Below are 22,403 nucleotides of genomic sequence, written 5' to 3'. Positions count from 1 at the left end.
AGAGCCGCTGCCAGCAGCTGCACGGCCCGCCGGGCCCCTTGCCCTGGATCAATTTTGTTTTTGGCTTTAAGAGCATTTAACCGCATGCTTTCTGATTGTAATACTTCTCGTATTCTTTCTGATAATGCTGTTGCGGTTGCATTCCTTGCCGGCAGAGGGGCTGGGGCAAGGTTTAAATGTTGAAGTTGGCAAGCCCAGAACAGTTGCTCATCCATGAAAGGCACTACAACTGAAGGGCAACCGCTGAGCGTAGCGGAATGAGTAGTTCCGGCACCGCCATGATGTACAACAGCTGCGCAGTGTTTGAAGACAGCTTGATGAGGATGCTTGCCAATAAAATAAATATCTCCATGCTGCGTTTCGGGTGGATATCTATCGGAACTGGTTTGAATAATTGCGCGGCAGTTTGTCTTCTGAGCGGCTTTAATAAATAGATCCATGCTCCAATCAGGCACTGCTTGCTGTAAGCTACCGAATGTCATATAAACAGGTTTTTCTCCTTGTTTAATAAACTCTTGCAGATCCTCAGAAATTAACCAGGTTTCAGCCGTGTCTGATAAATTCAAGAAGCCACAATTCTGATGGATCGGATGCCATTGGTTCTGATAAGGGCAAAAAAGCGGATCAACAGCTACCAGATTAAGAAAATCCGAATTTAACAATTCGGGAAAAACATGTTTAAAAGCAGGCATGCCCTCGCTAAGCCAGAGCTTGCTAAGATTGTTTTTTAGCGCAAAATCAAAAATATAATCCAAAATATGCCATTGAAAGCGGTTAATTAAAGGGCTCAAATCAGGAAACTTAAAAGGTGGTTGCTCTGCCATGGAAATTGCGCCATGACAAAATGTTACGCTAACATGTGGCTTTTTCTGTTTACTGGCAGCCAGCTTCAATGGGTACAAAAAGTGATGGCCGATCACGCAGTCATTTTCTTCAACCAATTGCTTGGATGCTTCATAAATAGTCTGCTCGTACGGAAAGAAGACCGCTTCAAGTAAAGCATTAAGCCATTGCAATGTGTTCATTCTGAACGTTTTTTGCGCAAAGGCAGGCATATCAAAATCGATATGTGCAGGTACTTGCTGGTAGCCAATAGCCAGCCGTTGGCAAATATCCGTATAGCTGCTGTTATCAATACTGCTGGCTGCCAGTGTTACCTGGTGCCCCGCCTTTTGTAACGCTTCGGATAAAGCCAATAAAGGCCGGATGTCGCCATTGGATCCCCATGTCTGTAGACCTATCTTCATGATTAACTATCTCTTTTAAGCAAGTGAATTGCCAGCCAGACAGTATCAATTTCCGGCATAGTCCATTCGACGCGATGTTTGACATGCGCAGGGATGAACAAATAATCACCGGTTTTTAATGTGAAGCACACTTGGTCTTGTTCATAAGCGACAATTGCCCGACCCTGGAGCAGAATGACCCATTCATCAAAGACTTGATCATACCAATAGCCTTCAGGTGTAACATGGCCTCTGGAAACGATTCGTTCAATACGAATATTATCCTGCTTGAGTATACAGTCAAATAGCTCTTCGGGTAGTTGAAGGGGAATATCACTGAAAATATTAAAGTGATTCGGTTCCATAGTTTATTAACTGATAGCAATAATCGTGCAAACGATACAGCGGGTCAACATATGGCAGTGGTTATTTATCATTTGATATTACATATTCAATATGGAAAAAGAATAAATTGGTTATACATCGATTATTTGTGTAGTAACAGATGTGGCTCCGCTGATTGGACAGTCATTTATCATTCTTAAGTGATAACCCTGCCGAGTTATGCTGCTTTCTATTCATTAACAAGGTCAGCATAATACACTTCATCCGATGTTCTTTGCTCTAATTCCTGATGGCGTCTTTCTTCATTGTAGAAGCAGAATTAGCATTCAGCTTACTGAGGTGTTTCATGCATTTTCAGGTAGATTTTTTCAGGCTTTAAGCAGCGCCAGAGCCGTTCCACAAAGACATTATCGATCCGGGAGGCTTTGTCGTCCATGCTAATCTGGATCTGATGGGTTTTGAGTTTACTAGTGAAGGCTTCGCGGGTGAATTGTCCACCCCTGATCGGTATTGCAAATCTCAGGCGTTCCGTAATGCACCATCGCTTCATCCAAAGTCTCTACGCAAAATATATAGTATCCAGAATATAACAGATTATTTCCAATCCAAATGATCTCTATCTTTACTAACACATTTGTCATGTCCTCCTATTATAGTGTGTCCATACCAGCTATTACCTCTTGCTTTTTTGCAGTCAGGAATGGTCTTATAACCAATTCTCTCACCATCGCAACTCGTTCCTTTAAAACACATTCCCGTCTCGTCTCCGATCGCAGTTGCATTGCTTTTAGCGGGCTTTTCGGCCGCCACATTAGCTTTGGGCTGGTCAGGGTCGGCCGCGTAAGCCGCTAAACCAAGACTCAAGCTAAAACAAAACAAAAACAAGTAACGAGTCATCATAAATCACCTCCACTAGTGGATGGGCAATATTGCACCCGGGAAAGTCCGTTGACGTGTTAAATGATGCTAAATATACAAGTCAAATAAATCAATTAGTTAAATTGCGTAATAGCAGATTTGCACGTCATAGTCAGTATAGAAATAGAAGCCAGCCTTTGATTTCATCCTGTAGGAAGATAGAGAAATAACTGTGTTAAGAATTTTTTGATTGCTGAGTTGCCGCTAAGCTCTCATCTTGCAGAGGCTGTGTCACTATTAAATCGGCAGTATCGGGTTCATCGAGTTTTATGTTATTGACAAAGATAAATAATGGACAGTCGAGAGGCGTTGTGTCTGATTTCGAACAATTCAGCAAGGGCTTCGGCTCGCCACGGTTGATATCACTTACGGTCTATTTTGCCAAAAACATTTGGATTGTCCGGCGCATCGAAAAAGTATCGGCTCTCGAGTGCTCGAGAGCTGGCACAACGACTGCGTCTTTCTCCATCAATAACATGGGGTAACAGAACATTAAGCATAAGTTTCATTACGCCAAGAATAGCCATTTTTAGCATAATTCAAGGCATCATTGAGGCTGTTAAATACGCCCAAACATTTGAGGCATCCGTTAACCAAGTTATGAACTGAAAATTGATGCTCCACACGAAGAATGAAAGGTGATTCTGGGAATAGTCCATTCTTAAAAACCGGATTGACTAAGTGGCCATCAATGAAATCTTCTGCCAAACATTCAGTATTGTCACCAAATTTAAATTTTTTCATAAGCGATAATAAGAATCTCATGTCATAAACTTCACATGCTACTGATCTACCTCGGAGAGAGATATTGTGTCGAATGCTTATCATATGCCTTGAGTCACACTTTGGCGCACCATGCCAAATGGCGAACGCTGATTAGCATATATTTATATTTTGGGGTCTCCTAATGTCAAATAGGGCGATATTTAGCGCAATATAAGGCATCATTGAGATTATCAAAGACGCCTACGCATAAGGTGTATCCATCAACTAGAGCATGCACTGAAAATATATTTTCAGCATGGATGATAAAAGGGGTTTCAGGGACAGATTCAGGTGTAAATCTCGGATTAATCAGGTGTCCGTCAACATAAGCTTCTGCAAAATACTCAGTACCATCGTTAAGTTTAAATTTTGTCAGAATCATAAAATATTACTCCTCAGGCTATTTAGCTGTAGCTGAGCATTTATATCTGACTTAACTTAAGTGATCCTTTCGTCTTTTTATTATATTTTTTGTGCTAAAAAACTAATTTTTATTGCCAATTCACATCGATCTTCAATTTTTTGTGTGTTCGAGCTATTGACTGCGGCATTTAAGTTAAAATGAGAATCGCCTCAAATACCTATATTCTAACTCTATGAATAATTACACTGCTCAGCCCGATTACATCACCCAGCAAGTCGCCATTATTGGAGGAGGGCCAGCTGGGCTGATGGCTGCTGAAGCGCTTTGTCTTGCGGGTATACAAGTCGATGTTTATGATGCCATGCCATCTCTCGGCCGCAAGTTTTTGTTGGCCGGTATCGGCGGTTTGAATATCACGCATAGCGAATCCTATAACACCTTTTGCATCCGCTATGGCGATCATCAACCGCAGCTGCAAGCATGTCTCGACCGATTGCCGCCGAGCGCCTTGCGCGCATGGGTACACGGGCTGGGCATCGATACTTTTATCGGCAGCTCAGGCCGAGTATTTCCCACACGGATGAAAGCTGCGCCGATGCTACGGGCTTGGCTGCATCGCCTTCGCAGCGCTGGTGTACATCTGCATGTGCGCCACCGCTGGCTGGGCTGGAACGCTGATGGCTCGTTGAGACTGGCCAATCCGAGAGGCGAAATTTCAATCAAGCCGCAGGCGACGGTGTTGGCGTTGGGAGGAGCCAGCTGGCCGCAGCTGGGATCAGATGGTGCTTGGGTGTCATGGCTGCAGGCACGCAACGTAGAGATCGCGCCATTGCAAAGCGCTAATTGTGGCTTTGAAGTGGCGTGGAGTTCATATTTGCGAGACAAATTCGCTGGAACGCCCCTTAAATCGGTGGCGCTGACTTTTACTGACATTCAGGGGCATACCGAGCGGCGGCAAGGCGAAATGATGATTAGCATGCACGGTGTCGAAGGCAGCCTAATCTATGCGTTTTCGCAGCGGCTGCGTGAGTACTTGAATATCCATGGAAGTGCTACCTTCACGCTTGATCTGGCGCCCGGACGCGACGCTGAGAAGGTGCTTGCCGAAATCAGCAAACCGCGCGGATCACGGTCGATATCTAGCCATTTGCAAAGTCGGCTCGGTATTGCCGGCGTCAAGATGGCTCTGCTGCGCGAGGTTCTCAGTAAGGAACAATTTGCCGATATGGCTACGCTGGCGGCGACCATCAAGTCCTTACCGATCACAGTGCGGGCAACTCGCCCCATCGCCGAAGCGATCAGCACTGCCGGTGGCGTGCGCTTCAGCAGCCTCGATCAAAACCTTATGCTCACTACTATTCCCGGCGTGTTCGTCGCCGGCGAGATGATTGACTGGGAAGCTCCTACTGGCGGATATCTGCTCACGGCCTGCTTCGCCACCGGTCTGTGCGCGGGCTTGGGTGTGCGTGACTGGCTTAGTCATCAGCATCCGTCTTGAGAAATCATCGATGATGCGTCCGCCGTTGCGAGGATTGTCATCCGCTAGATTACAATCCCAAACGGATACACAGCCATAATTGTAATTAGAACAGAAAATTCCTGAGCCTTTCCAACCGAAATAATCAAGACACAGATTTCATATTTGAGTTATCTTACGATTAAGGCTATGGCTGTTATAACTGAATGACTAATAAGGAGAATGGCTTATCATGAATATTAGAGATATTGATTTTGCCACTGTAGTAGATGAAAGCGTTGTTTGGGGCCGGCGACTGTCGAAATGGTTAGATAAAGCTAAAGTGCTGGATTTTCTTGCGCCGTTACTGCTGAGACTTTACCTCGCCCCTGTTTTATGGATGGCCGGTACCAAAAAAATCGCCAGCTTTAGCAGTACTGTCGACTGGTTCGGTAATCCAGAGTGGGGATTGGGCATGCCGCTGCCCTGGTTGATGGTTCTGTTGACGATAACGGTTGAGATTCTGGGGGCTTTATTTTTGCTGTTTGGGTTTGGCGTGCGCTTGATTACTATTCCGCTCATGGTGGTGATGGTCGTTGCAGCCGTCGCGGTGCATTGGCAGTACGGCTGGCTGGCAATTGCCGGAGACAGCGGCTTATTCGCGACGGATAGAACAATAGCGGCAATGGAACGTCTGGAACAGGCCAAATCTATACTGCAGCAATATGGCGATTATGCTTGGCTGACCGAAAAAGGCAATTTTGTCGTGCTCAACAATGGTATTGAGTTTGCCGCGACTTACTTCATCATGCTGCTGGTATTGTTTTTTATGGGCGGCGGCCGCTATGTCAGTGCCGATTATTGGTTGAGCCGTAAATATATGGCACAAGGGGCGTAACTATGTTGATCAAAGTCAAAGCAAACATTTTAAGCAGCGAAATCACCGACCGGGCGGTTTTTGAGTCACGCCGGCAATTCATTAAAGCAACGGTCGTCGGCTCTGCGGCACTGATGCTGCCAGGATTGGCTGATGCAGAAAGCGGCAAGTATGCCGATGTGCTCACAGGGCCTTATTCGGAACCTTTGGTGCCGACTGATTACGAAGATGTCACCAGCTATACGAATTATTATGAATTCTCTACCAATAAACAGGATGCATCGAAGTTGGCGCGGGCGCTAAAAACCAGACCGTGGAGCGTAACGGTAGAAGGTGAGGTAAACAGGCCGGGCGTTTATAATTTGGAAGATATTTTAAAGGACAATTCTTTAGAGGAACGCATCTACCGTTTCCGCTGTGTGGAAGCCTGGTCTATGGTCGTGCCGTGGATAGGTTTTCCGCTGGGCAAGATGCTGAAGCGGTTTGAGCCAACCTCAAATGCAAAATTCGTCGAGTTTACAACGTTATACAATCCGGATGTCATGGTCGGTCAGCGAACCAGCGTTTTGGAATGGCCTTATGTGGAGGGACTAAGAATTGATGAGGCCATGCATCCGTTAACGATCCTGGCTACCGGCATGTATGATGACGATCTGCCTAACCAGAACGGCGCGCCATTACGCTTGGTTGTGCCGTGGAAATACGGCTTCAAGAGCATCAAGGCAATCGTTAAAATCCGTCTGCTGGAAAACATGCCTGATACGGCCTGGAATAAAAGCGCGCCGAGGGAATATGGTTTTTACGCCAACGTCAATCCGGAAGTCTCCCATCCTCGCTGGAGCCAGAAACGCGAGCGAGTGCTAGGCAGCAGCATTTTTACGGCCAAGCGCAACACTGAAAAGTTCAACGGTTACGGAGAACAGGTGGCACCGCTTTATGCCGGCATGGATCTAAAAAAATATTTCTGATGGCGCTCGATAAAAAGTACTGGATTGCTATTTAAAGCGGCCATCCAGAGCCAGCTCGGAGCTAATAAAAATTAAGTGAGACACAATCTGTCTGGGCCAGCGAATAAACCAAGCGTAAACGGATTTATCTTATTATATCGAACGACGTTAATTGTTCATCGGGCTGTAATTCGGCCGTTTCGATATGATCAACGCGGGCCGTTACAGGTCCTTTGCTGCACCATTTTACGAACTCTTCGATTGTTGGGCTCTTGGCTTCGGCAATAATTTCAACGCGTCCGTCCGCCAGGTTTCGAGCGCTGCCTTTCACACCTAACTGTTTGGCCTTGTTCTGGGTAAAGGCGCGAAAATAGACGCCCTGAACCCGGCCAGAAACCAGAATTTTGACTTTACGCACCATGCCTGATTCTCCAGCAATAATGGATTTTGGGATTGCGGGCAAAATCTTCCGGGATAGTGTCCGCGGTAATATCGTCAATAACTAGCCCGGACAGGGCTGAACTGTCGAGTTTAAAGCGTCTGAAATTGGTCGAGAAGTATAAAACGCCATCTGGCGCCAACAGTGAAATCGCATTCTTGATCATCGATACATGGTCGGTTTGCACGTCAAACACGTCATCCATGCGTTTTGAATTGGAAAAAGTCGGTGGGTCGAGAAAAATCAAATCATACTGACGGCTGTAAGGCTGCTTGGCTTCGGTTGCCAGCCAATCCAAGCAATCTGCTTGAATGAACTCGTGTTCTCCCTGCATGTTGTTCAACTGCATGTTCTTTTTGGCCCAATTGAGATACGTATTAGACATATCGACCGTCGTGGTTGATTGGGCACCACCGCGGGCCGCATGAACGGTCGCGCTACCGGTGTAGGCGAACAGATTCAGGAAGCGCTTGCCTTTGGCCTGTTGCTGGATCATGAGGCGGATAGGCCGGTGATCCAGAAACAGGCCCGTATCCAGATAGTCTTCAAAATTGACCAGCACTTTGCAGCCGCCTTCTTCGACAACATGAAACACGCCGGAATCGCCGTGCTTTTCATACTGGTCGGTGCTTTTCTGCTTGCGGCGTATTTTCAGGAAGACCTGATTCGGGCTTATCTGGAGCACGCGCGGTATTTCTGCCAGCACGCCGGCCAATCGCTGGTCGGCTTTGTGCTGATCGATACTTTTGGGCGGTTCGTATTCCTGGACATTGACCCAGGTTTGCTCACTCTGATAAATATCAACGGCGACCGCGTACTCCGGAAGATCGGCATCGTAAATCCGATAGCAGCTGATTTTATTCTGCTGAGCCCACTTGGAGAGCTTTTTGAGATTCTTTTTTAGCCGATTGGCGAACATATCGGCGCTGGCATCGACAGACGGCTTCTTGCTGGCTTCAGTAATTTGATCCAGCCTTTCATCCTGCGTTTTGGCCTTGGGCGTGAAAAAAGCGCTTTCTTCAATGGTAAAGCGCAAGAGCTTGCATTCGAGTGCACCGTTGAACAGCGTAATCGGCTTTTGCGAGCGGATTCCTAGACGGAAGCCCAATTCCGGATTACTGATGATCATGGCGGCTTTCCAGCCGGTAAAATGCGTTTTCAGCGTATTGCCGAAGCGCTTGTATAGCTCGGCTGTTTCCTGTTCATCGCCGAGCCGCTCGCCATACGGCGGATTGCAGACGATCAAGCCGGGTTTCCAGCTTTCCGCTGGTTGTGCATCGCTGATATCGCGGCGTTCGACATGGATCTTATGTTGTAGACCGGCATTGGTAATATGCGTTAAAGCGGCATTGATGGCGTGGCGGTTCTGATCAAAACCGACGATAACCGGCAGTCTCTCAAGCCCGACCGCTTTCCGCTGTTCGGCTTCGGCGCGCAATTTTTGCCAGCATGCGGCATCGTGTTTTTTCCAGCCAATAAAACCGAAATAATCACGCAACAGGCCGGGCGCGTAATCGGCCGCGATCATTGCACCTTCTAGCAGCAAGGTTCCTGAGCCGCACATCGGGTCGATCAGCGAGCCATGCTGTAGGGCGATTTGAGGCCAGCCGCTACGCAGCAATATGGCCGCAGCCAGGTTTTCCTTTATCGGCGCTTTAATATTGATATCGCGATAACCGCGCCGGTGCAAGCTTTCGCCGGAAAGATCCAGGCTGAGCTGCGCTGTGGTTCCTTGTAGATAAACATTGATGCGGATATCAGGCTGCTCGGTATTGATGTTCGGACGTTTCTGGAATTTGGCACGCATTTGGTCAACGATCGCATCTTTAACTTTTAAAGCCCCAAAATGAGTATTGTTGATAACAGGTGAGTTCTTGGCGCTGAACGAGACAGCAAAACTGCCTTCCGGTTGCAAATGCTCAAACCAATTGATCCGCTTGACACCGTAGTAAAGATCATCCTGGGTTTTGACTTCAAAAGAACTCAGCACCAGTAAAATTCGGTTTGCCGTTCTGGACCACAGGCATGCCCGATAAGCTGTTTCTAGGTCGCCTTCAAACGCCACGCCCGCCAGAGTTTGTTTGATAGGCTTAATGCCAAGAGCCTGAAGCTCTTCGGCAAGAATGGTTTCCATCGCTTTGGGTGTTGTGGCAAATAATTGGTAAATAGGCATGGTCAAACAAGGCAGGGGCTATCGGTTGGCTATCGGCTTCAGCATGGCTTTTCAGCCGATAGCATTTGCAGGTATGGCGCAGATTGATGTATTACGCGCCAAATGGGCATTTTTATTGAATTTTGATCAATTCCACATCAAAGATCAATGTTGAGTTCGGGCCAATCAGACGGCCTGCGCCGTGAGCGCCATAGGCTAATTCTGAAGGAATATAAAAACGATATTGAGCGCCTTCCTGCATCAATTGAACGCCTTCGGTCCAGCCAGGAATGACGCGGTTAAGCGGAAATGTGGCGGGTTCGCCTCGGCTGTAGGAGCTGTCAAACTCATTGCCGTCAATTGTTGTGCCCTTGTAATGTACAGTTACATTATCAGTGGCGGACGGTGTCGCGCCTTCGCCTTTTTTCAGGATTTCGTATTGCAGACCGCTTGCTGTCGTGATGATATTGGGCTTTTTGGCATTTTCTGCGAGGAACGCTTCGCCGGCAGCTTTATTTTCTTCGGGTGTTGTGGCATTAGCCATTGAAAACATAGTGATTCCTACAAGAATAATTGTAATAACTGAAAGAATTCGAGTTTGAAGTTTTCTCACGGTTTCCCCTCCTCTCATACGGTAAATGTGAGGCATGTAGTTTATCAAAAAACCGTCTTTTGCTGTTTAATTCTTCTTGCAAGTATTTAATTGGCTTTGAAATATTTGCGCGCGCCTGGCTACTTTGCTGGCTACCTGCATCAGCCATGGTTTTTTCAGATAACTCTTGCGCATATAACCGCCATGCCCTTCATGATAAGCAAGATATAAATTTTTTGTGTCCCATTTTGGGATGCCCAGCTTCTTGTAACTGATACTGCAATACCAGCCGATAAAATCGGCGGCATCGTCAAATTCATCACGGTCGGCCCACCAACTGCCGGCATTATCGACATAACTGTCCCAAGTTTCATCCTTGGCCTGCGCATAGCCATAGGCGCTGCTGGACCTAAACCAGGGAATGATACCTAACAGCCAGGGGCGGGGAGGTCTCGCATCGGCGACAAAATGCGATTCCTGATGCATGATCGCCATTTGAACATGGACAGGTATCCCCCATTTTTGAAATGATTTTCTGGCATCGTTATACCAGTCATCTTTTTCTCTGAAAGTCGCGCAGATATTATCGCTATTCTTTGGCGGTATGGTTGCGCAGGCGGTTAGAGAAAGTAATAGAGGCAATATGAATGGTTTCTTCATGGTAGAGCAGAGGAATTAAAATACTGAAGAATATGGTTAGAGTTAAAAAAACAAACGATAATATAAGCTCAGCAATATAATGATATGTCATAGTCTTGTACAGCAAACGAGCCGACATTAACAGATAATCAAGCAAGGAGATGTCCCAGGTGTTCTACGTAAAGCGACCTTATCGTAAAAATTTAACATCGAACGGTTCGATTGTTATGGGCGGAGAAAAGAGAGCGGTTACTGTCAAGAATATGTCAATAACCGGAGCACTTGCTGAATTGGACAGCAGGCAGGGTTATGAGAATGTCCGAGATCTTTATAAGACATTGTCGGCGTCGACAATGATTGATGTGCATCTTCCGGAGCTGCGTTTAGTTGGCAATGCTGAAGTTGTCAGAATCGATATGGATGATGAGCGTGCTTTCATCGCTATGGAATTTAAACATATCAGTCATAGCGAGGGTAATCGGCCGTATACGAGAAAATTTCACAGAGAAAATCTGGCTGTTCCAGGACGGATCTTTTTAAACGGTGAATATTGGGAATTTACTACCGTCAATGTTTCGGCAGGCGGTTTAATGATTCTTCTGGAGGGAACAACGGCCGTTGAAGAGGGACTGACGACTGTGTTTGACTTTGAGCAGATGGAACTGGAAGGGCAGATAAAAGTAATATGGGTTAATCATACTGCCGATAGTGAAACAATGATCGGCTTACAGTATATGTACAAGGTCAGTGCGGCTATCGATGCTATTTCGTTTTAATCTGAAACAAATTGCATCACCTCTTGCCACCAGGGCAGGCCGGGAGCCAGCGGCAGATTGTTATGGCTGGCGTTTTTGAATATCCAGCGTTTTTTTGGATGTTGCAGTGAATCGAATAGGTTCTCTCCGTATTTCACAGGAATGATTTCATCGGCTTCGGCCAGTACAACGGCCGTGTTTCCAGTGTAGTGCCGCAGATTCTCGACGTTGTCGAATTGGTCACGGAGTAGCCATCTTACCAGCAGGAATCGGTAATGATGGTGAGCAACATTGGCCAGGCTGTCAAATGGCGTGACTAGGGCGATGCCTTTTACCGGAACCTGTCCGCTGGCTACGATACCCGAAACCACTCCGCCTCCCAGCGATTCGCCCCACAGAAAAATCGGCCCGCCAAAGTCATGCAGGGCCTGTTTTACTGTTGCAATGCCATTCGAAACCAATACCGTTTCCGAAGGATCGCCTGCTCTGGCGCCATAGCCCGGATACTCGGCCAGGATGACGCGGTAACCAAGCTTTTCCAGGGCTTGCGAATAATAGATGCGGTTGATTGCTGAGCCTGCGTTGCCATGGAACACGACAATGGTTCCTTTATCAGCCACAGACGGCGTTTGTGAAATCAGCCCGAGGTAATCGTCGTTCGTCGGCCAGAGCTTGAGATTCAACTGTTGGGCCAACTCCTGCTGGTGCTCTGGCTCAAGTTGAGAGGGGAGGTAGATCAGTTTTCGCTGAAACAGGAAAACGATCAGCAACAGGAGCAAATAAAGCAGTATGAGCGACAGCATGCGCTTGGCGATCATGGATCAAGCATGCTAGGGGCTTGCGAATTTTTGCTTATCCCTGCCTTTCCAATAAGCCGTAGCCAACTCGTGCGCCTGCTGCTGCGTATCGGCTTTGCCTAATAGTTTCAGCGCAATCGCGGCTGTGCCGATGATGGAGCCTTCCGCAAATTGATCCTCAATGCTGCCTTGCCAGATCAATGCCAACTCTTGCGGATCGAGCAGTTCCGGCTTGACATGGCGGTGCGTGAACAAAGCCGGCCAGTTTTCATCCGATAATTGCCCGTTGTGTACGCTTTGCACCAGGCAATCCATATCCGGATTGCGTTCGGTCTCGCCGCCTTCGCCTTTCAATACGGCCATATGAGGCTGGTTCAATAAGGCCGCAGCCTGCTGATGAACCGGGCGGTAGCCGGGATGAAAAATGCCTTGAATGCTGTAGTCGGCATTGAACGGATTTAAAAGGCGCACCAGGGTATGAACCGGCGAGCGCAATCCCAGCAGAGGCCGCAGTTCTATAATCTCATGCAGTTTCGGGCAAAAATGCTCCAGCGATAGATAACTGAAGTTATGCTGCTCAATCTGCTGTACGGCTTCGGCAATGGAATCGGCTGGCTGAAGGTTTAAAAATTTCAGCACGTCCTGCGTGTAAATTCTGCCGGCCGTATGGCCTTCCGAGCCATGCATAAAAACCTTGATGCCGTTTTCTGCCAGCAACAGGGCTGATAAAAGAAACCAGGGCAGATGGCGGCGTTTGCCGGCATAGGATGACCAGTCCAGGTCGACTGTCACAGAATGTCCGGCAAGATTGAATGACTCCTGCGCGGCTTGAGCAAAACCGGCCAATTCTTCCGGGGTTTCTTCCTTGACCCGCATCAACATCAAAAATGCGCCCAGCTGGATAGGCAGCACTTCTTCCGCCAGGATCATCTTCATAGCCTGATAGGCTTCATCCTGCGTTAGCGGCCTTGAGCCTTTTTTGCCTTTGCCGAGAATACGGATATATTCGGCGAATGGATGCTCCGGATGCGGTGTCTGTTCGTGGTGGGTCAGTTTCATAAGGTTAATGCCACATAATGGTCGACCAATAAGGCGGCGAACATGATCATTAAGTAAATGATCGAGTAGCCGAAAGTTTGCATGGCGGTTCTGTCATCTTTCCTGCGCATCATCAGAATGGCGAAATAGATGAAACCCAGGCCTAACGGTACGGCCGCCGCCAAATAGATCAGTCCGCTCATGCCGGTCAGATAAGGCAGCAGCGTCACGATCAGCAATAGCACGGTATAGAGCAGAATATGCAGACGCGTGAATTCCGGGCCGTGCGTGACCGGCAGCATGGGGATTTCAACTTTGGCGTATTCTTCGCGGCGCGCGATGGCCAACGCCCAAAAATGCGGCGGCGTCCAGACGAAAATGATCAAAAACAGCAGCAGCGCATAAGGGTGTATTTCGCCGGTCATGGCGCACCAGCCAAGCAAAGGCGGCGCCGCGCCGGCCGCGCCGCCGATGACGATGTTCTGCGGCGTCATTTTTTTCAGGTAGACGGTATAGATTATGGCGTAACCGATTAATGACAGAAAAGTCAGTACAGCCGTCAGTGTGTTGACCATGAAAATCAGCAAGGCCATCCCGATAACTCCCAGAACCAAGGCAAAGATAATGACATTTTTGGAACTCAGTTCGCCTTTCGGCAAGGGACGGTTCTGGGTTCGTTTCATCTCCGCATCAGCTTTCTGGTCGATGAAATGATTGACCGCCGCCGCTGAAGAAGCCGCCAGCGCAATGCCTACGGTGCTGTAAATAAGCGTATCCAGAGGCGGTACTCCCGGCACTGCCAACAACATACCGACAACTGCAGTGAATACAATCAGTGTAACCACTTTCGGTTTGCACAGCTCAAGATAGTTTCGCCAGGAAAGCAAAGTAGAGTCGCTCGTCATTATTTAATAAATTCCAACTTTTTCATTATTGTATAGAATACCGTGAACGATTAATTATTGAAATAGTCGGAAGCACTACCATTTAGATTAAAGAGGGAGTTATGAATAATCGATTACTATTTGCAATATTGTTATGTTTGCCGGCCTTTTCGAGCAGTGCCGAGACAAAAGTGTCGGAACGGATTTTAGGAAACGGATTAAAAGTTCTGGTCCAGGAAGATCATCGGTCGCCAGTCGTGGTTTCCCAAGTTTGGTACAAAGTCGGTTCCAGCTACGAGCCGGGCGGCATTACCGGCCTTTCTCACATGTTGGAACATATGATGTTCAAAGGCACGGACAAGCATCCGGCCGGCGAATTCTCCCGCATCATTGCTGAGAACGGCGGCGATGAAAATGCCTTTACCGGTCAGGATTACACGGCTTATTTCCAGACCATGGACAAATCCCGGCTGGACGTCAGCTTTGAACTGGAAGCGGATCGGATGCGCAATCTGCATCTGCTCGCTGATGAACTGAAGAAAGAACTGCAAGTAGTAACCGAAGAGCGCAGGATGCGCACTGATGACAAGCCGCGAGCCAAGATGCAGGAATATTTCATGGCCATGGCGCACACCAACAGTCCTTACCGGAACCCCGTGATCGGCTGGCCCGCCGACATTGCCAATTATACTGTGGAAGATCTCCAAGCCTGGTACCAGCGCTGGTATGCGCCGAATAACGCCACGCTGGTCGTGGTCGGCGATGTCGAGCCCAAGGCCGTTTTCGATCTGGCCGAAAAATATTTCGGCGCGCTGAAAACCAGCGAGATCAAACCGTTAAAACCGCAAACCGAAGTCGAACAGATCGGCGTCAGAGAGATGACGATCAAACTGCCGGCAAAACTGCCTTATATCGTCATGGGTTATAAAGTGCCTAGCCTGAAAACGGCCGAGAAGGAGTGGGAAGCCTATGCGCTGGAAGTGCTGGCCGGCGTGCTGGATGGCGGAAATAGCGCCAGATTGGCGTCAAGACTGGTGCGCGGCAAGCAAATCGCGGTCTCGGCGGGCGCCGGGTACGATCTGACTTCGCGGTTATCGGACCTGTTCACACTGGAGGCAACCCCGGCCGAAGGCAAGACGGTTTGGGACCTGCAATCGGCCTTGAAGGATGAAGTGGTCAAGCTGCAAAATGAGTTGGTCAGCGATGAAGAACTGCAGCGCATCAAAGCGCAAGTGCTGGCCAGCGACATTTACCAGCGCGATTCGATGTTTTATCAGGCCATGCAGTTGGGCATGACTGAAACGGTCGGGCTGGGCTGGCCGACAGTGGACGAATATGTCGGCAAAGTCAATCAGGTGACGGCGGAGCAGGTGCGCGATGTCGCGCGTAAATACCTGATCAAGGATCACTTAAATATCGCTTATCTGGAGCCCCAGGAAATAAAAGAAAACAAAGCAAGCCCAACAATCCAAGGAGAGCATGATGCGCGCTAGTTTGATAGGTATCGTTTTTTTACTGTTCAGTCAGCCGGTCTGGTCGGCGGCCAAGATTGAACACTGGCAGACGGCTCAAGGCAGCCGGGTTTACTACGTCCATACAGAAGGTCTGCCGATGGTCGATATCCAGGTGTCCTTCGATGCCGGCAGCGCGCGCGACGGCTCTCAGTTCGGTATCGCGGCGTTAACATCGGCCTTGCTGGATACCGGGGCCGGAGAATGGAACGCCGATGAAATCGCGAAGCGTTTTGAAAGCGTCGGCGCCAACGTAGGCGCGGGCATTTCCGATGATATGGCCTGGGTATCGCTGCGGACACTGACCGATAAGAAATTGTTCGATAAAGCGCTGGAAACGCTGCAGGTCATGCTGGCTAAGCCAACCTTTAACGAGGCTGATTTTCAGCGTGAGAAAAACAGGACCCTGGCCGGACTGAAACAACGCGAAGAGTCACCTGCCGAATTGGCGCATATCGCCTTTTCTAACGCTGTCTATGGGGACCACCCTTATGCGCATCCTAGCGATGGCGTTATCGAAACAGTAGCCGGCTTCAGCGCTAATGATTTACGGGAGTTTTACAAAAAATACTATGTAGCGGCCAATGCCATGGTCGTTATCGTCGGCGATTTGAGCAAAGAACAGGCCGAAAAGACGGCGCAAAGTCTGGTCGCGGAACTGCCGGCAGGCCAAAAGCCCGAGCCATTGCCTGAGGTCGCAATGCCGATAAAAGCAAGCCAACGGCATATCGATTTTCCTTCATCGCAAACACATGTGCTGGTCGGCATGCCGGGCACTTATCGCAAAGATCCTGATTACTTCAGTTTGTATGTCGGCAATCATATCCTGGGCGGAGCTGTGTTGGTCTCGAGGCTCTTTAATGAAGTCAGGGAAAAACGCGGGCTGGCTTACAGCGCCTCCAGCTCTTTCGTGCCGATGTTCAGAAAAGGCCCGTTTGTAGCGAGTCTGCAGACGCGCAATGACCAGACGCAGAAAGCGCTGGAAGTGCTCAATAAAACACTGGTGGACTTCATCAACGAAGGCCCGACGGAAGCGGAATTGACGGCAGCCAAGAAAAATATCACGGGCGGTTTTGCAATGCGTTTTGACACCAACAAGGAACTGGCTAATTATGTCTCCATGATCGGCTTCTATGAGCTGCCTTTGGATTACCTGAACACATTCCAGCAAAAAGTCGAGCAGGTGACAGTCGCTTCAATCAAGGATGCCTTCAAGCGCCACATCGATCCGCAGTTGCTCCAGACCATCACATTAGGCGGAGCCCCTGCGAAAAAGTGAAAAACAAGCTCAGAATCATCGGCGGAGAATGGCGCAGCCGGCAGGTGAGTTTTGTCGACTTGCCGGGCTTAAGGCCGACGCCGGCAAGAGTGCGGGAAACGCTGTTCAACTGGCTGCAGGGCGAGATCATCGGCAAACGTTGCCTGGATCTATATGCGGGCAGCGGCGCGCTGGGATTTGAAGCGGCGTCAAGGGGTGCCGCTTCGGTCATACAAGTGGAAAGTAATCCCCAAGCCTGCCGAAGCTTAAAGGAAAATTCGGTCGCACTGGCCGCTAACCAGATCAGGATCGTGCAGATGGACGTCTTGCGCTATCTGGCCAGCGATGCCGAAGCGTTTGATGTCGTCTTCATGGACCCGCCGTTCGCCAGGAATCTGGCCGTTCAAACCTGCCAGTGGCTGGAGGAAAAAGGCTGGCTGGCCAATCACGCCAAAATCTATGTCGAAACAGAGTGCAAGCTCGACCTGAGCGGCATGCCGGCCAATTGGCAGTGCCTGAAAAGCAAGACTGCAGGCGAAGTCGGCTATCATTTATTCGAGCGATTAAGCTGATTTATTTTTTCAAGCCGATATACTTGATATAAAATAGTCAGTTTTATAGCCGTCATATGAACATTACCGCGATCTATCCTGGTACATTCGATCCCATCACCAACGGGCATCTGGACCTGATTGCCAGAGCGTCCAGGCTTTATGACAAAATCATCGTCGCTGTCGCCGTTAATCGCGGCAAATCGCCGCTGTTTTCGATTGAAGAGCGTGTCGCGCTGGTGCAAGGCGTGACGACTGGGTATGCAAACGTCGAGGTGGTCGGTTTTGACAATTTGTTGGTCGAATGCGCCAAACAGCATGGAGCGCATGTGATTTTGAGAGGTTTGCGCGCCGTCTCCGATTTCGAATATGAATTTCAGCTGGCCGGCATGAACAGGCGTCTGGCGCCGGCCCTTGAAACGGTTTTTTTGACACCGGCCGAACAGTATGAATTTATTTCTTCGAGCATGATCAGAGAGATCGCACAGCTGAAAGGCGATGTGTCAAGTTTTGTCCCTGATCTTGTGCTACAGCATTTGATTGGGAAGTTTAGTTAGGAGTAAGTATGTCCCTTTTTATTAGTGATGAATGTATCAACTGCGATGTCTGTGAACCCGAGTGCCCGAATGGCGCCATTTCCCAGGGCGAAGACATCTACGTCATCAATCCTGCCATGTGCACCGAATGCGTAGGCCATCATGATGTGCCGCAATGCATAGAAGTGTGTCCGGTCGACTGTATCTCTAAAGATCCCAAGCATGTCGAGGATAAAGACAGCCTGTATCAGAAGTATCTGAAACTGACGCAGTAATATTTTTCATCACGAAATGAAGATCACGTCTTATCGGCGTGATCTTCCCTCTCAAGCTTTATAAACCAGTCCAAACTGTCCAGAGTTGTTCCCCTCGGCTTATATTCGGCGCCCACCCAGCCGGAGTAGCCTGATTTTTCAATCGCCGAAAAAAGCTGTCCAAAATCGATACGGCCGGTGCCGGGTTGCGCGCGCCCGGGGCAGTCGGCGAACTGAATATGGCCGATCTTGTCGGCATGATCATTGATAAACCTGACAGGGTCTTCACCCATCATCTGCATGTGATAGACATCGTACTGCATGAACAGGTCAGGGCGGTCCAGTTCGTCCAGCACGGCCAGCATCTGTGCGCCGCTGTGGATAATAAATCCGGGCATATCGTATGTATTGATCGCTTCAAAAACCGTTTTGATGCCCAACGGTGAAAAGGTGTCGGCGGCAAAGCACAGATTTTCCTTAAAGGTTTTCATATACTCCGGCAGGCGGCTTTCATTCAGACAGCGACCCGGCAGCACATTGATCGCCGCCGGTTTCAGCACCTCTGCATAAGCGAGCGTTTGCGCGACTGCCTGCCGGAACCGGGTCTGTTTTTCCGGCACGCAGGCCAGCCCTTCGCCGCCCTGCAACAAATCATCGGCATCGACATTGAACAGCACCAGCTTTTGCCCGGCCGCCGTTAGGGCATTTTTTAATGTTTGGGCGTCCAGCGTATACGGGAACTGAATCTCAACGGCGGTAAAGTCCTGTCGGCTGGCTGCCTCGAAGCGTTCTATTAGATCCGCTTCGGTAAACAGCAGGCTCAGATTGGCGGTAAATTTAAGCATCGGCTTTGCTGAACAGCTTGATTAATGTAGACGGATCCTGCTCCAGAAAGCCCTGCCGGCCATGCAACTGCATCAGTTGCGCGGCCAGAGCGGACATCGGCACGGCATTGCCCTGCCGGGTCGAGACGTCGACGGCCATGTTGAGGTCTTTCAGCAAGGTCTTGACGCGCCATTTGACCGGCTCAAATGTCCCGGTCGCCATTTCGGGGCCGACGATCTGCAGCGGCCTGGAGTCGGCGAAACCGCCGGCCAGGGCGGTCGGTATCTTTTCGGCATCGACGCCGGCCTGCCTGGCCAGCGCCATCATTTCGGCGATGACCATGACATTGCAGCTGACGATCATCTGATTGCAGATTTTCGTCATCTGGCCGCTGCCAACATCGCCCATGTGCGTCAATTGCTGATACAACGGCGCCAGCACATGGCGCGCGACAGCAATGTTCTCGGCGCTGCCGCCGGCCATGATCGCGAGATTGCCTTGCTGGGCGCCGACGACGCCGCCCGAGACCGGCGCATCGACCCAGCCCATGCCGCAGGTTTCGTGCAGTGCAGCGGCCAGTTGCCGCGTTGTCTCGGGATGAATGCTGGACAAGTCGATCAGCAGCTTGCCGGCCGAACCGCTGGCCAGAATGTCGGTTTTAACGATGGATTCGACGGTGGCCGTATCGGCCAGGCACAAAATGGCGACATCGGATGCTTGAACCAGCTCTACTATTGAGCTGCAGGCTTGTGCGCCGGCCTCAGTAACCGGAAGCAGCTTTTCGGGGGTGCGGTTCCAGACGTTGACCTTAAAGCCTGCATCGAGCAGGCGCAAAGTCATCGGCTTGCCCATCAGGCCGATGCCGATGAAGCCGAGCGTGTATTCTTTATCTGACATGAGGATCAAGTTCTTGATGCGCGAAGCGATCGGAGTTTTCAATGAAATCGATTAATAAGGAGGGTGCAATGATGCATAGCACCCTCTTTTCAGCATTATTGGGCTTGCTTATTGGCCTATGGATTTGCGCATATGCACCATCGCTTCTTCGGCATGTTTAGTGCCTACATCGGCATGGCCTTTTTTGGCATGTTCTATGGATTGTTTTAAATGATCAACTGCTTCTGTCATATGTTTATGCGCTTCAGCATGTTCTTTTTCCGCAGCTTCAGCATGTTTCAAGCCTTCTTCCGCATGCTTGAGCAACTGGTCGGCGTGGCCATCCTGTCCATGGGCCGTCGCCATGGCTGAATGTTCTAGCGCTTGCGCTGTATGATGTTCTGTTGCATTGGACTGGGCGCTCAGGCAAAGAGCGAAAGCACCTGCTAAAGCGGTAATATATGTTTTCATAACAGCATATCCTTGTTTGTTTATGTTTAGAGTTATTATTAGCGCCTCGTTTTATTGGAACTACCAAGGCTTTTGTTATATATCACATATCATAGATACGGCACAATACGAGCCAATATGTTGGGCCAATGCAATTGCCGGTGCGCGGCCTGATTATCGAAGCCGGACGGCTCGCAAAATAATTCGTGTTTATTGCCGGGTAGGCAGGAAGTTCCATTCTTCAAATACAACTCGATCAGGGGAAAAGATGTTAAAGAAATGTTGTGCAGCGCTGATATTAACGGCTGTTTTTTGGGGAACGCAGGTTCATGCCGACGGCAAGGCCGCCATTGCCAGCGCACATCCTTTAGCGACTGAAGCCGGCTTTGAAATTCTTAATAAAGGCGGCAATGTGTTCGATGCGGCGGTCGCGGTCAGTGCCGCGCTGGCCGTGGTCGAACCGTCCGGATCGGGGCTGGGCGGCGGCGGTTTCTGGTTGCTGCACAGGGCTAACGATGGCTTTGAAACGATGATAGACGGGCGCGAAAAAGCGCCGCTGGCGGCCCATCGCGATATGTTCCTCGACAAAAACGGCGAAGTCGTGCCGCGCTTATCGGTCGACGGTGCGCTGGCGGCCGCGATACCGGGCATGCCGGCGGCGCTGGTGCATCTGTCGGAAAAATACGGCCGCCTGCCTCTGGCGCAGAGCTTGGCGCCGGCAATCCGTTATGCGCGGGACGGCTTTGCCATTGGCGAGATACACCGCAAACTGCTCAAGTTCAGAATTAACGTAATGAAAAAAGACCCGGAGACGGCGCGGCAGTTTCTCGATAACGGCAATGTACCGGAATACAAATCGATACTGCGCCAGCCGGATTTGGCGAATACCCTGACGCAATTGGCTGAAGACGGCCGGGACGGTTTCTATGACGGCGATGTGGCCGAAAAGCTCGTAGGCAGCGTCCGAAAGGCCGGCGGCATCTGGACTTTACAGGATCTGGCGAATTATCGGGTAGTCGAACGGGAACCGGTCAGAGGATGGTATCGCGGCATAAAAGTTACCAGCGCGGCGCCCCCTTCAGCGGGCGGTATCGTATTGATCGAGGCATTGAACATTCTGTCCGGCTACGATTTGAAGCACGCGGATGACGTAACGCGCAAGCATCTGATAGCCGAAGCCATGCGCCGCGCCTACCATGACCGGTCCTTGTATCTGGGCGATGCCGATTTTGTCGACGTGCCGGTCCGGCGTCTACTGAATGAGGACTATGCGGCCGGATTAAGAAGCAGCCTGAGGCCGGATAAGGCATTGCCGAGCACGATGCTGTCCGGCGACATACAGGATGGAGCGGATGGACCCCATACGACGCATTTTTCCATCATCGATGCCGAGGGCAACCGTGTTGCAGCTACGCTCAGCGTCAACTTTCCATTCGGTGCCGGCCTGGTTGCGGCCGGCACCGGCGTGGTGCTGAACGATGAAATGGACGATTTCGTCAGCCTGCCGGGCGCGAAGAACGTTTATGGCCTGGTCGGCGGCCGGGCCAATGCCATAGCGCCGGGCAAGCGCATGCTCTCTAGCATGACGCCTACTTTTCTGGAGGATGACAAGCGCGTCGCCGTGCTGGGTACGCCGGGAGGCAGCCGCATTATTTCGATGGTCTTGCTGGGCGTGCTGGATTTTGCCGATGGCAACGGCCCGGATTCGTGGGTTCGCGTGCCGCGTTTTCATCATCAGTTCATTCCCGATGCGATTGAGTACGAAAAAGAAGCATTGACCACGGATGAGATGAGTAGTCTTACAGCTCGCGGCCATCAATTGAAAGAAGCGCGTTACCGTTACGGCAATATGCAGGCGGTGATGCGCGAAAAAACCACGGGCACACTGACGGCGGCTAGCGACCCGCGCGGCGAGGGACGGGCCAGCGTTTACAGTTGGAAGTGAAGC

The 22,403-nt window shown here is 49.9% G+C and carries 25 protein-coding genes and 1 pseudogene; 10 read left to right on the top strand and 16 right to left on the bottom strand.

Annotated elements, in window-relative coordinates:
* The 6 genes and pseudogenes from IT781_RS08645 to IT781_RS08620 form a co-directional block, all read right to left on the bottom strand.
* A partial coding sequence (locus IT781_RS08645; RefSeq protein ID WP_194969747.1) for a glycosyltransferase occupies window positions 1-1,247 on the bottom strand: 1,247 nt, incomplete at its 3' end.
* A 2-nt stretch (window positions 1,248-1,249) separates the two neighbouring features.
* On the bottom strand, window positions 1,250-1,591 hold the full coding sequence (locus tag IT781_RS08640) for a cupin domain-containing protein (protein WP_194969746.1): 342 nt from the start codon (window positions 1,589-1,591) through the stop codon (window positions 1,250-1,252).
* A gap of 323 nt (window positions 1,592-1,914) precedes the next feature.
* Window positions 1,915-2,140: pseudogene (locus IT781_RS08635) on the bottom strand (IS3 family transposase); the annotation flags it as partial.
* Window positions 2,141-2,165: 25 nt separating this feature from the next.
* Window positions 2,166-2,471 carry a hypothetical protein gene (locus IT781_RS08630; protein WP_194969744.1) on the bottom strand — a complete coding sequence of 102 codons (306 nt, stop codon included), beginning with the start codon at window positions 2,469-2,471 and terminating at the stop codon, window positions 2,166-2,168.
* A 510-nt stretch (window positions 2,472-2,981) separates the two neighbouring features.
* Window positions 2,982-3,254, bottom strand: coding sequence for a hypothetical protein (locus IT781_RS08625; RefSeq protein WP_194969743.1), 273 nt, complete (start codon window positions 3,252-3,254; stop codon window positions 2,982-2,984).
* Between the two features lie 145 nt (window positions 3,255-3,399).
* The gene (locus tag IT781_RS08620; RefSeq protein ID WP_194969742.1) at window positions 3,400-3,636 is read right to left on the bottom strand and encodes a hypothetical protein; all 237 of its coding nucleotides are present in this window, start codon (window positions 3,634-3,636) and stop codon (window positions 3,400-3,402) included.
* Between the two features lie 214 nt (window positions 3,637-3,850).
* On the opposite strand from IT781_RS08620, the gene IT781_RS08615 reads away from it, so the two are divergent.
* From IT781_RS08615 to msrP, 3 genes are all read left to right on the top strand, one after another.
* Complete coding sequence (locus tag IT781_RS08615; RefSeq protein WP_194969741.1) at window positions 3,851-5,116, top strand: TIGR03862 family flavoprotein; 1,266 nt, start codon at window positions 3,851-3,853, stop codon at window positions 5,114-5,116.
* Between the two features lie 211 nt (window positions 5,117-5,327).
* The gene (locus IT781_RS08610; RefSeq protein WP_194969740.1) at window positions 5,328-5,972 is read left to right on the top strand and encodes a DoxX family protein; all 645 of its coding nucleotides are present in this window, start codon (window positions 5,328-5,330) and stop codon (window positions 5,970-5,972) included.
* A 2-nt stretch (window positions 5,973-5,974) separates the two neighbouring features.
* On the top strand, window positions 5,975-6,919 hold the full coding sequence (gene msrP / locus IT781_RS08605; protein WP_194969739.1) for a protein-methionine-sulfoxide reductase catalytic subunit MsrP: 945 nt from the start codon (window positions 5,975-5,977) through the stop codon (window positions 6,917-6,919).
* Window positions 6,920-7,043: 124 nt separating this feature from the next.
* Here msrP and IT781_RS08600 read toward each other — a convergent pair whose 3' ends face one another.
* From IT781_RS08600 to IT781_RS08585, 4 genes are all read right to left on the bottom strand, one after another.
* Window positions 7,044-7,319: an acylphosphatase gene (locus tag IT781_RS08600; protein ID WP_194969738.1), complete on the bottom strand. Its 276-nt coding sequence runs from the start codon at window positions 7,317-7,319 to the stop codon at window positions 7,044-7,046.
* Complete coding sequence (rlmKL, locus tag IT781_RS08595; RefSeq protein ID WP_194969737.1) at window positions 7,309-9,510, bottom strand: bifunctional 23S rRNA (guanine(2069)-N(7))-methyltransferase RlmK/23S rRNA (guanine(2445)-N(2))-methyltransferase RlmL; 2,202 nt, start codon at window positions 9,508-9,510, stop codon at window positions 7,309-7,311. Before rlmKL ends, IT781_RS08600 begins: the two co-directional genes overlap by 11 nt.
* 112 nt (window positions 9,511-9,622) lie before the next feature.
* Window positions 9,623-10,042, bottom strand: a complete 420-nt coding sequence (locus tag IT781_RS08590; protein WP_305076255.1) for an FKBP-type peptidyl-prolyl cis-trans isomerase — start codon at window positions 10,040-10,042, stop codon at window positions 9,623-9,625.
* A gap of 126 nt (window positions 10,043-10,168) precedes the next feature.
* A complete protein-coding gene (locus IT781_RS08585; protein ID WP_194969735.1) occupies window positions 10,169-10,741 on the bottom strand; it encodes a hypothetical protein in 573 nt (190 codons plus the stop codon).
* Window positions 10,742-10,881: 140 nt separating this feature from the next.
* Between IT781_RS08585 and IT781_RS08580 the strand changes: the two genes are divergently transcribed.
* Window positions 10,882-11,496: a PilZ domain-containing protein gene (locus tag IT781_RS08580; protein ID WP_370526969.1), complete on the top strand. Its 615-nt coding sequence runs from the start codon at window positions 10,882-10,884 to the stop codon at window positions 11,494-11,496.
* Here the strand turns inward: IT781_RS08580 and IT781_RS08575 are convergent.
* Genes IT781_RS08575 through cyoE form a run of 3 tightly spaced genes read right to left on the bottom strand, consistent with a single transcriptional unit; the run spans window position 11,493 to window position 14,215 of the window.
* Window positions 11,493-12,293 carry an alpha/beta hydrolase gene (locus tag IT781_RS08575; protein WP_194969733.1) on the bottom strand — a complete coding sequence of 267 codons (801 nt, stop codon included), beginning with the start codon at window positions 12,291-12,293 and terminating at the stop codon, window positions 11,493-11,495. The two genes, IT781_RS08580 and IT781_RS08575, sit on opposite strands and share 4 nt — an antisense overlap.
* A gap of 12 nt (window positions 12,294-12,305) precedes the next feature.
* Window positions 12,306-13,331 carry a glycosyl transferase family protein gene (locus tag IT781_RS08570; protein ID WP_194969732.1) on the bottom strand — a complete coding sequence of 342 codons (1,026 nt, stop codon included), beginning with the start codon at window positions 13,329-13,331 and terminating at the stop codon, window positions 12,306-12,308.
* Window positions 13,328-14,215 (bottom strand): heme o synthase, encoded by an 888-nt coding sequence (cyoE, locus tag IT781_RS08565; RefSeq protein ID WP_194969731.1) that lies wholly within the window; start codon window positions 14,213-14,215, stop codon window positions 13,328-13,330. The genes IT781_RS08570 and cyoE overlap by 4 nt, the downstream gene beginning before the upstream one ends.
* 101 nt (window positions 14,216-14,316) lie before the next feature.
* On the opposite strand from cyoE, the gene IT781_RS08560 reads away from it, so the two are divergent.
* Genes IT781_RS08560 through IT781_RS08540 form a run of 5 tightly spaced genes read left to right on the top strand, consistent with a single transcriptional unit; the run spans window position 14,317 to window position 18,325 of the window.
* Complete coding sequence (locus IT781_RS08560; protein ID WP_194969730.1) at window positions 14,317-15,687, top strand: pitrilysin family protein; 1,371 nt, start codon at window positions 14,317-14,319, stop codon at window positions 15,685-15,687.
* A complete protein-coding gene (locus tag IT781_RS08555; protein WP_194969752.1) occupies window positions 15,677-16,984 on the top strand; it encodes a pitrilysin family protein in 1,308 nt (435 codons plus the stop codon). The genes IT781_RS08560 and IT781_RS08555 overlap by 11 nt, the downstream gene beginning before the upstream one ends.
* Window positions 16,981-17,535 (top strand): 16S rRNA (guanine(966)-N(2))-methyltransferase RsmD, encoded by a 555-nt coding sequence (rsmD, locus tag IT781_RS08550; protein WP_194969729.1) that lies wholly within the window; start codon window positions 16,981-16,983, stop codon window positions 17,533-17,535. Before IT781_RS08555 ends, rsmD begins: the two co-directional genes overlap by 4 nt.
* Before the next feature lie 56 nt (window positions 17,536-17,591).
* The gene (gene coaD, locus IT781_RS08545) at window positions 17,592-18,071 is read left to right on the top strand and encodes a pantetheine-phosphate adenylyltransferase (RefSeq protein ID WP_194969728.1); all 480 of its coding nucleotides are present in this window, start codon (window positions 17,592-17,594) and stop codon (window positions 18,069-18,071) included.
* Window positions 18,072-18,079: 8 nt separating this feature from the next.
* Entirely contained in the window at window positions 18,080-18,325 is a 246-nt protein-coding gene (locus IT781_RS08540; RefSeq protein WP_194969727.1) for a YfhL family 4Fe-4S dicluster ferredoxin, read from the top strand.
* A gap of 23 nt (window positions 18,326-18,348) precedes the next feature.
* On the opposite strand, the gene IT781_RS08535 is transcribed toward IT781_RS08540, so the two are convergent.
* The 3 genes from IT781_RS08535 to smbP form a co-directional block, all read right to left on the bottom strand.
* Window positions 18,349-19,149: a hydroxypyruvate isomerase family protein gene (locus IT781_RS08535; protein WP_194969726.1), complete on the bottom strand. Its 801-nt coding sequence runs from the start codon at window positions 19,147-19,149 to the stop codon at window positions 18,349-18,351.
* A complete protein-coding gene (locus IT781_RS08530; protein WP_194969725.1) occupies window positions 19,142-20,026 on the bottom strand; it encodes an NAD(P)-dependent oxidoreductase in 885 nt (294 codons plus the stop codon). Before IT781_RS08530 ends, IT781_RS08535 begins: the two co-directional genes overlap by 8 nt.
* A gap of 108 nt (window positions 20,027-20,134) precedes the next feature.
* The gene (gene smbP / locus IT781_RS08525) at window positions 20,135-20,476 is read right to left on the bottom strand and encodes a small metal-binding protein SmbP (RefSeq protein WP_194969724.1); all 342 of its coding nucleotides are present in this window, start codon (window positions 20,474-20,476) and stop codon (window positions 20,135-20,137) included.
* 247 nt (window positions 20,477-20,723) lie between these two features.
* Between smbP and ggt the strand changes: the two genes are divergently transcribed.
* A complete protein-coding gene (ggt, locus tag IT781_RS08520) occupies window positions 20,724-22,400 on the top strand; it encodes a gamma-glutamyltransferase (RefSeq protein WP_194969723.1) in 1,677 nt (558 codons plus the stop codon).
* Window positions 22,401-22,403 lie beyond the last annotated feature (3 nt).

This window comes from Methylobacter sp. BlB1 (assembly GCF_015476545.1).
Lineage (GTDB): Bacteria > Pseudomonadota > Gammaproteobacteria > Methylococcales > Methylomonadaceae > Methylobacter.
The sequence above is the reverse complement of the archived record's forward strand: the minus strand, read 5'-3'. Positions and strand labels throughout refer to the sequence as shown.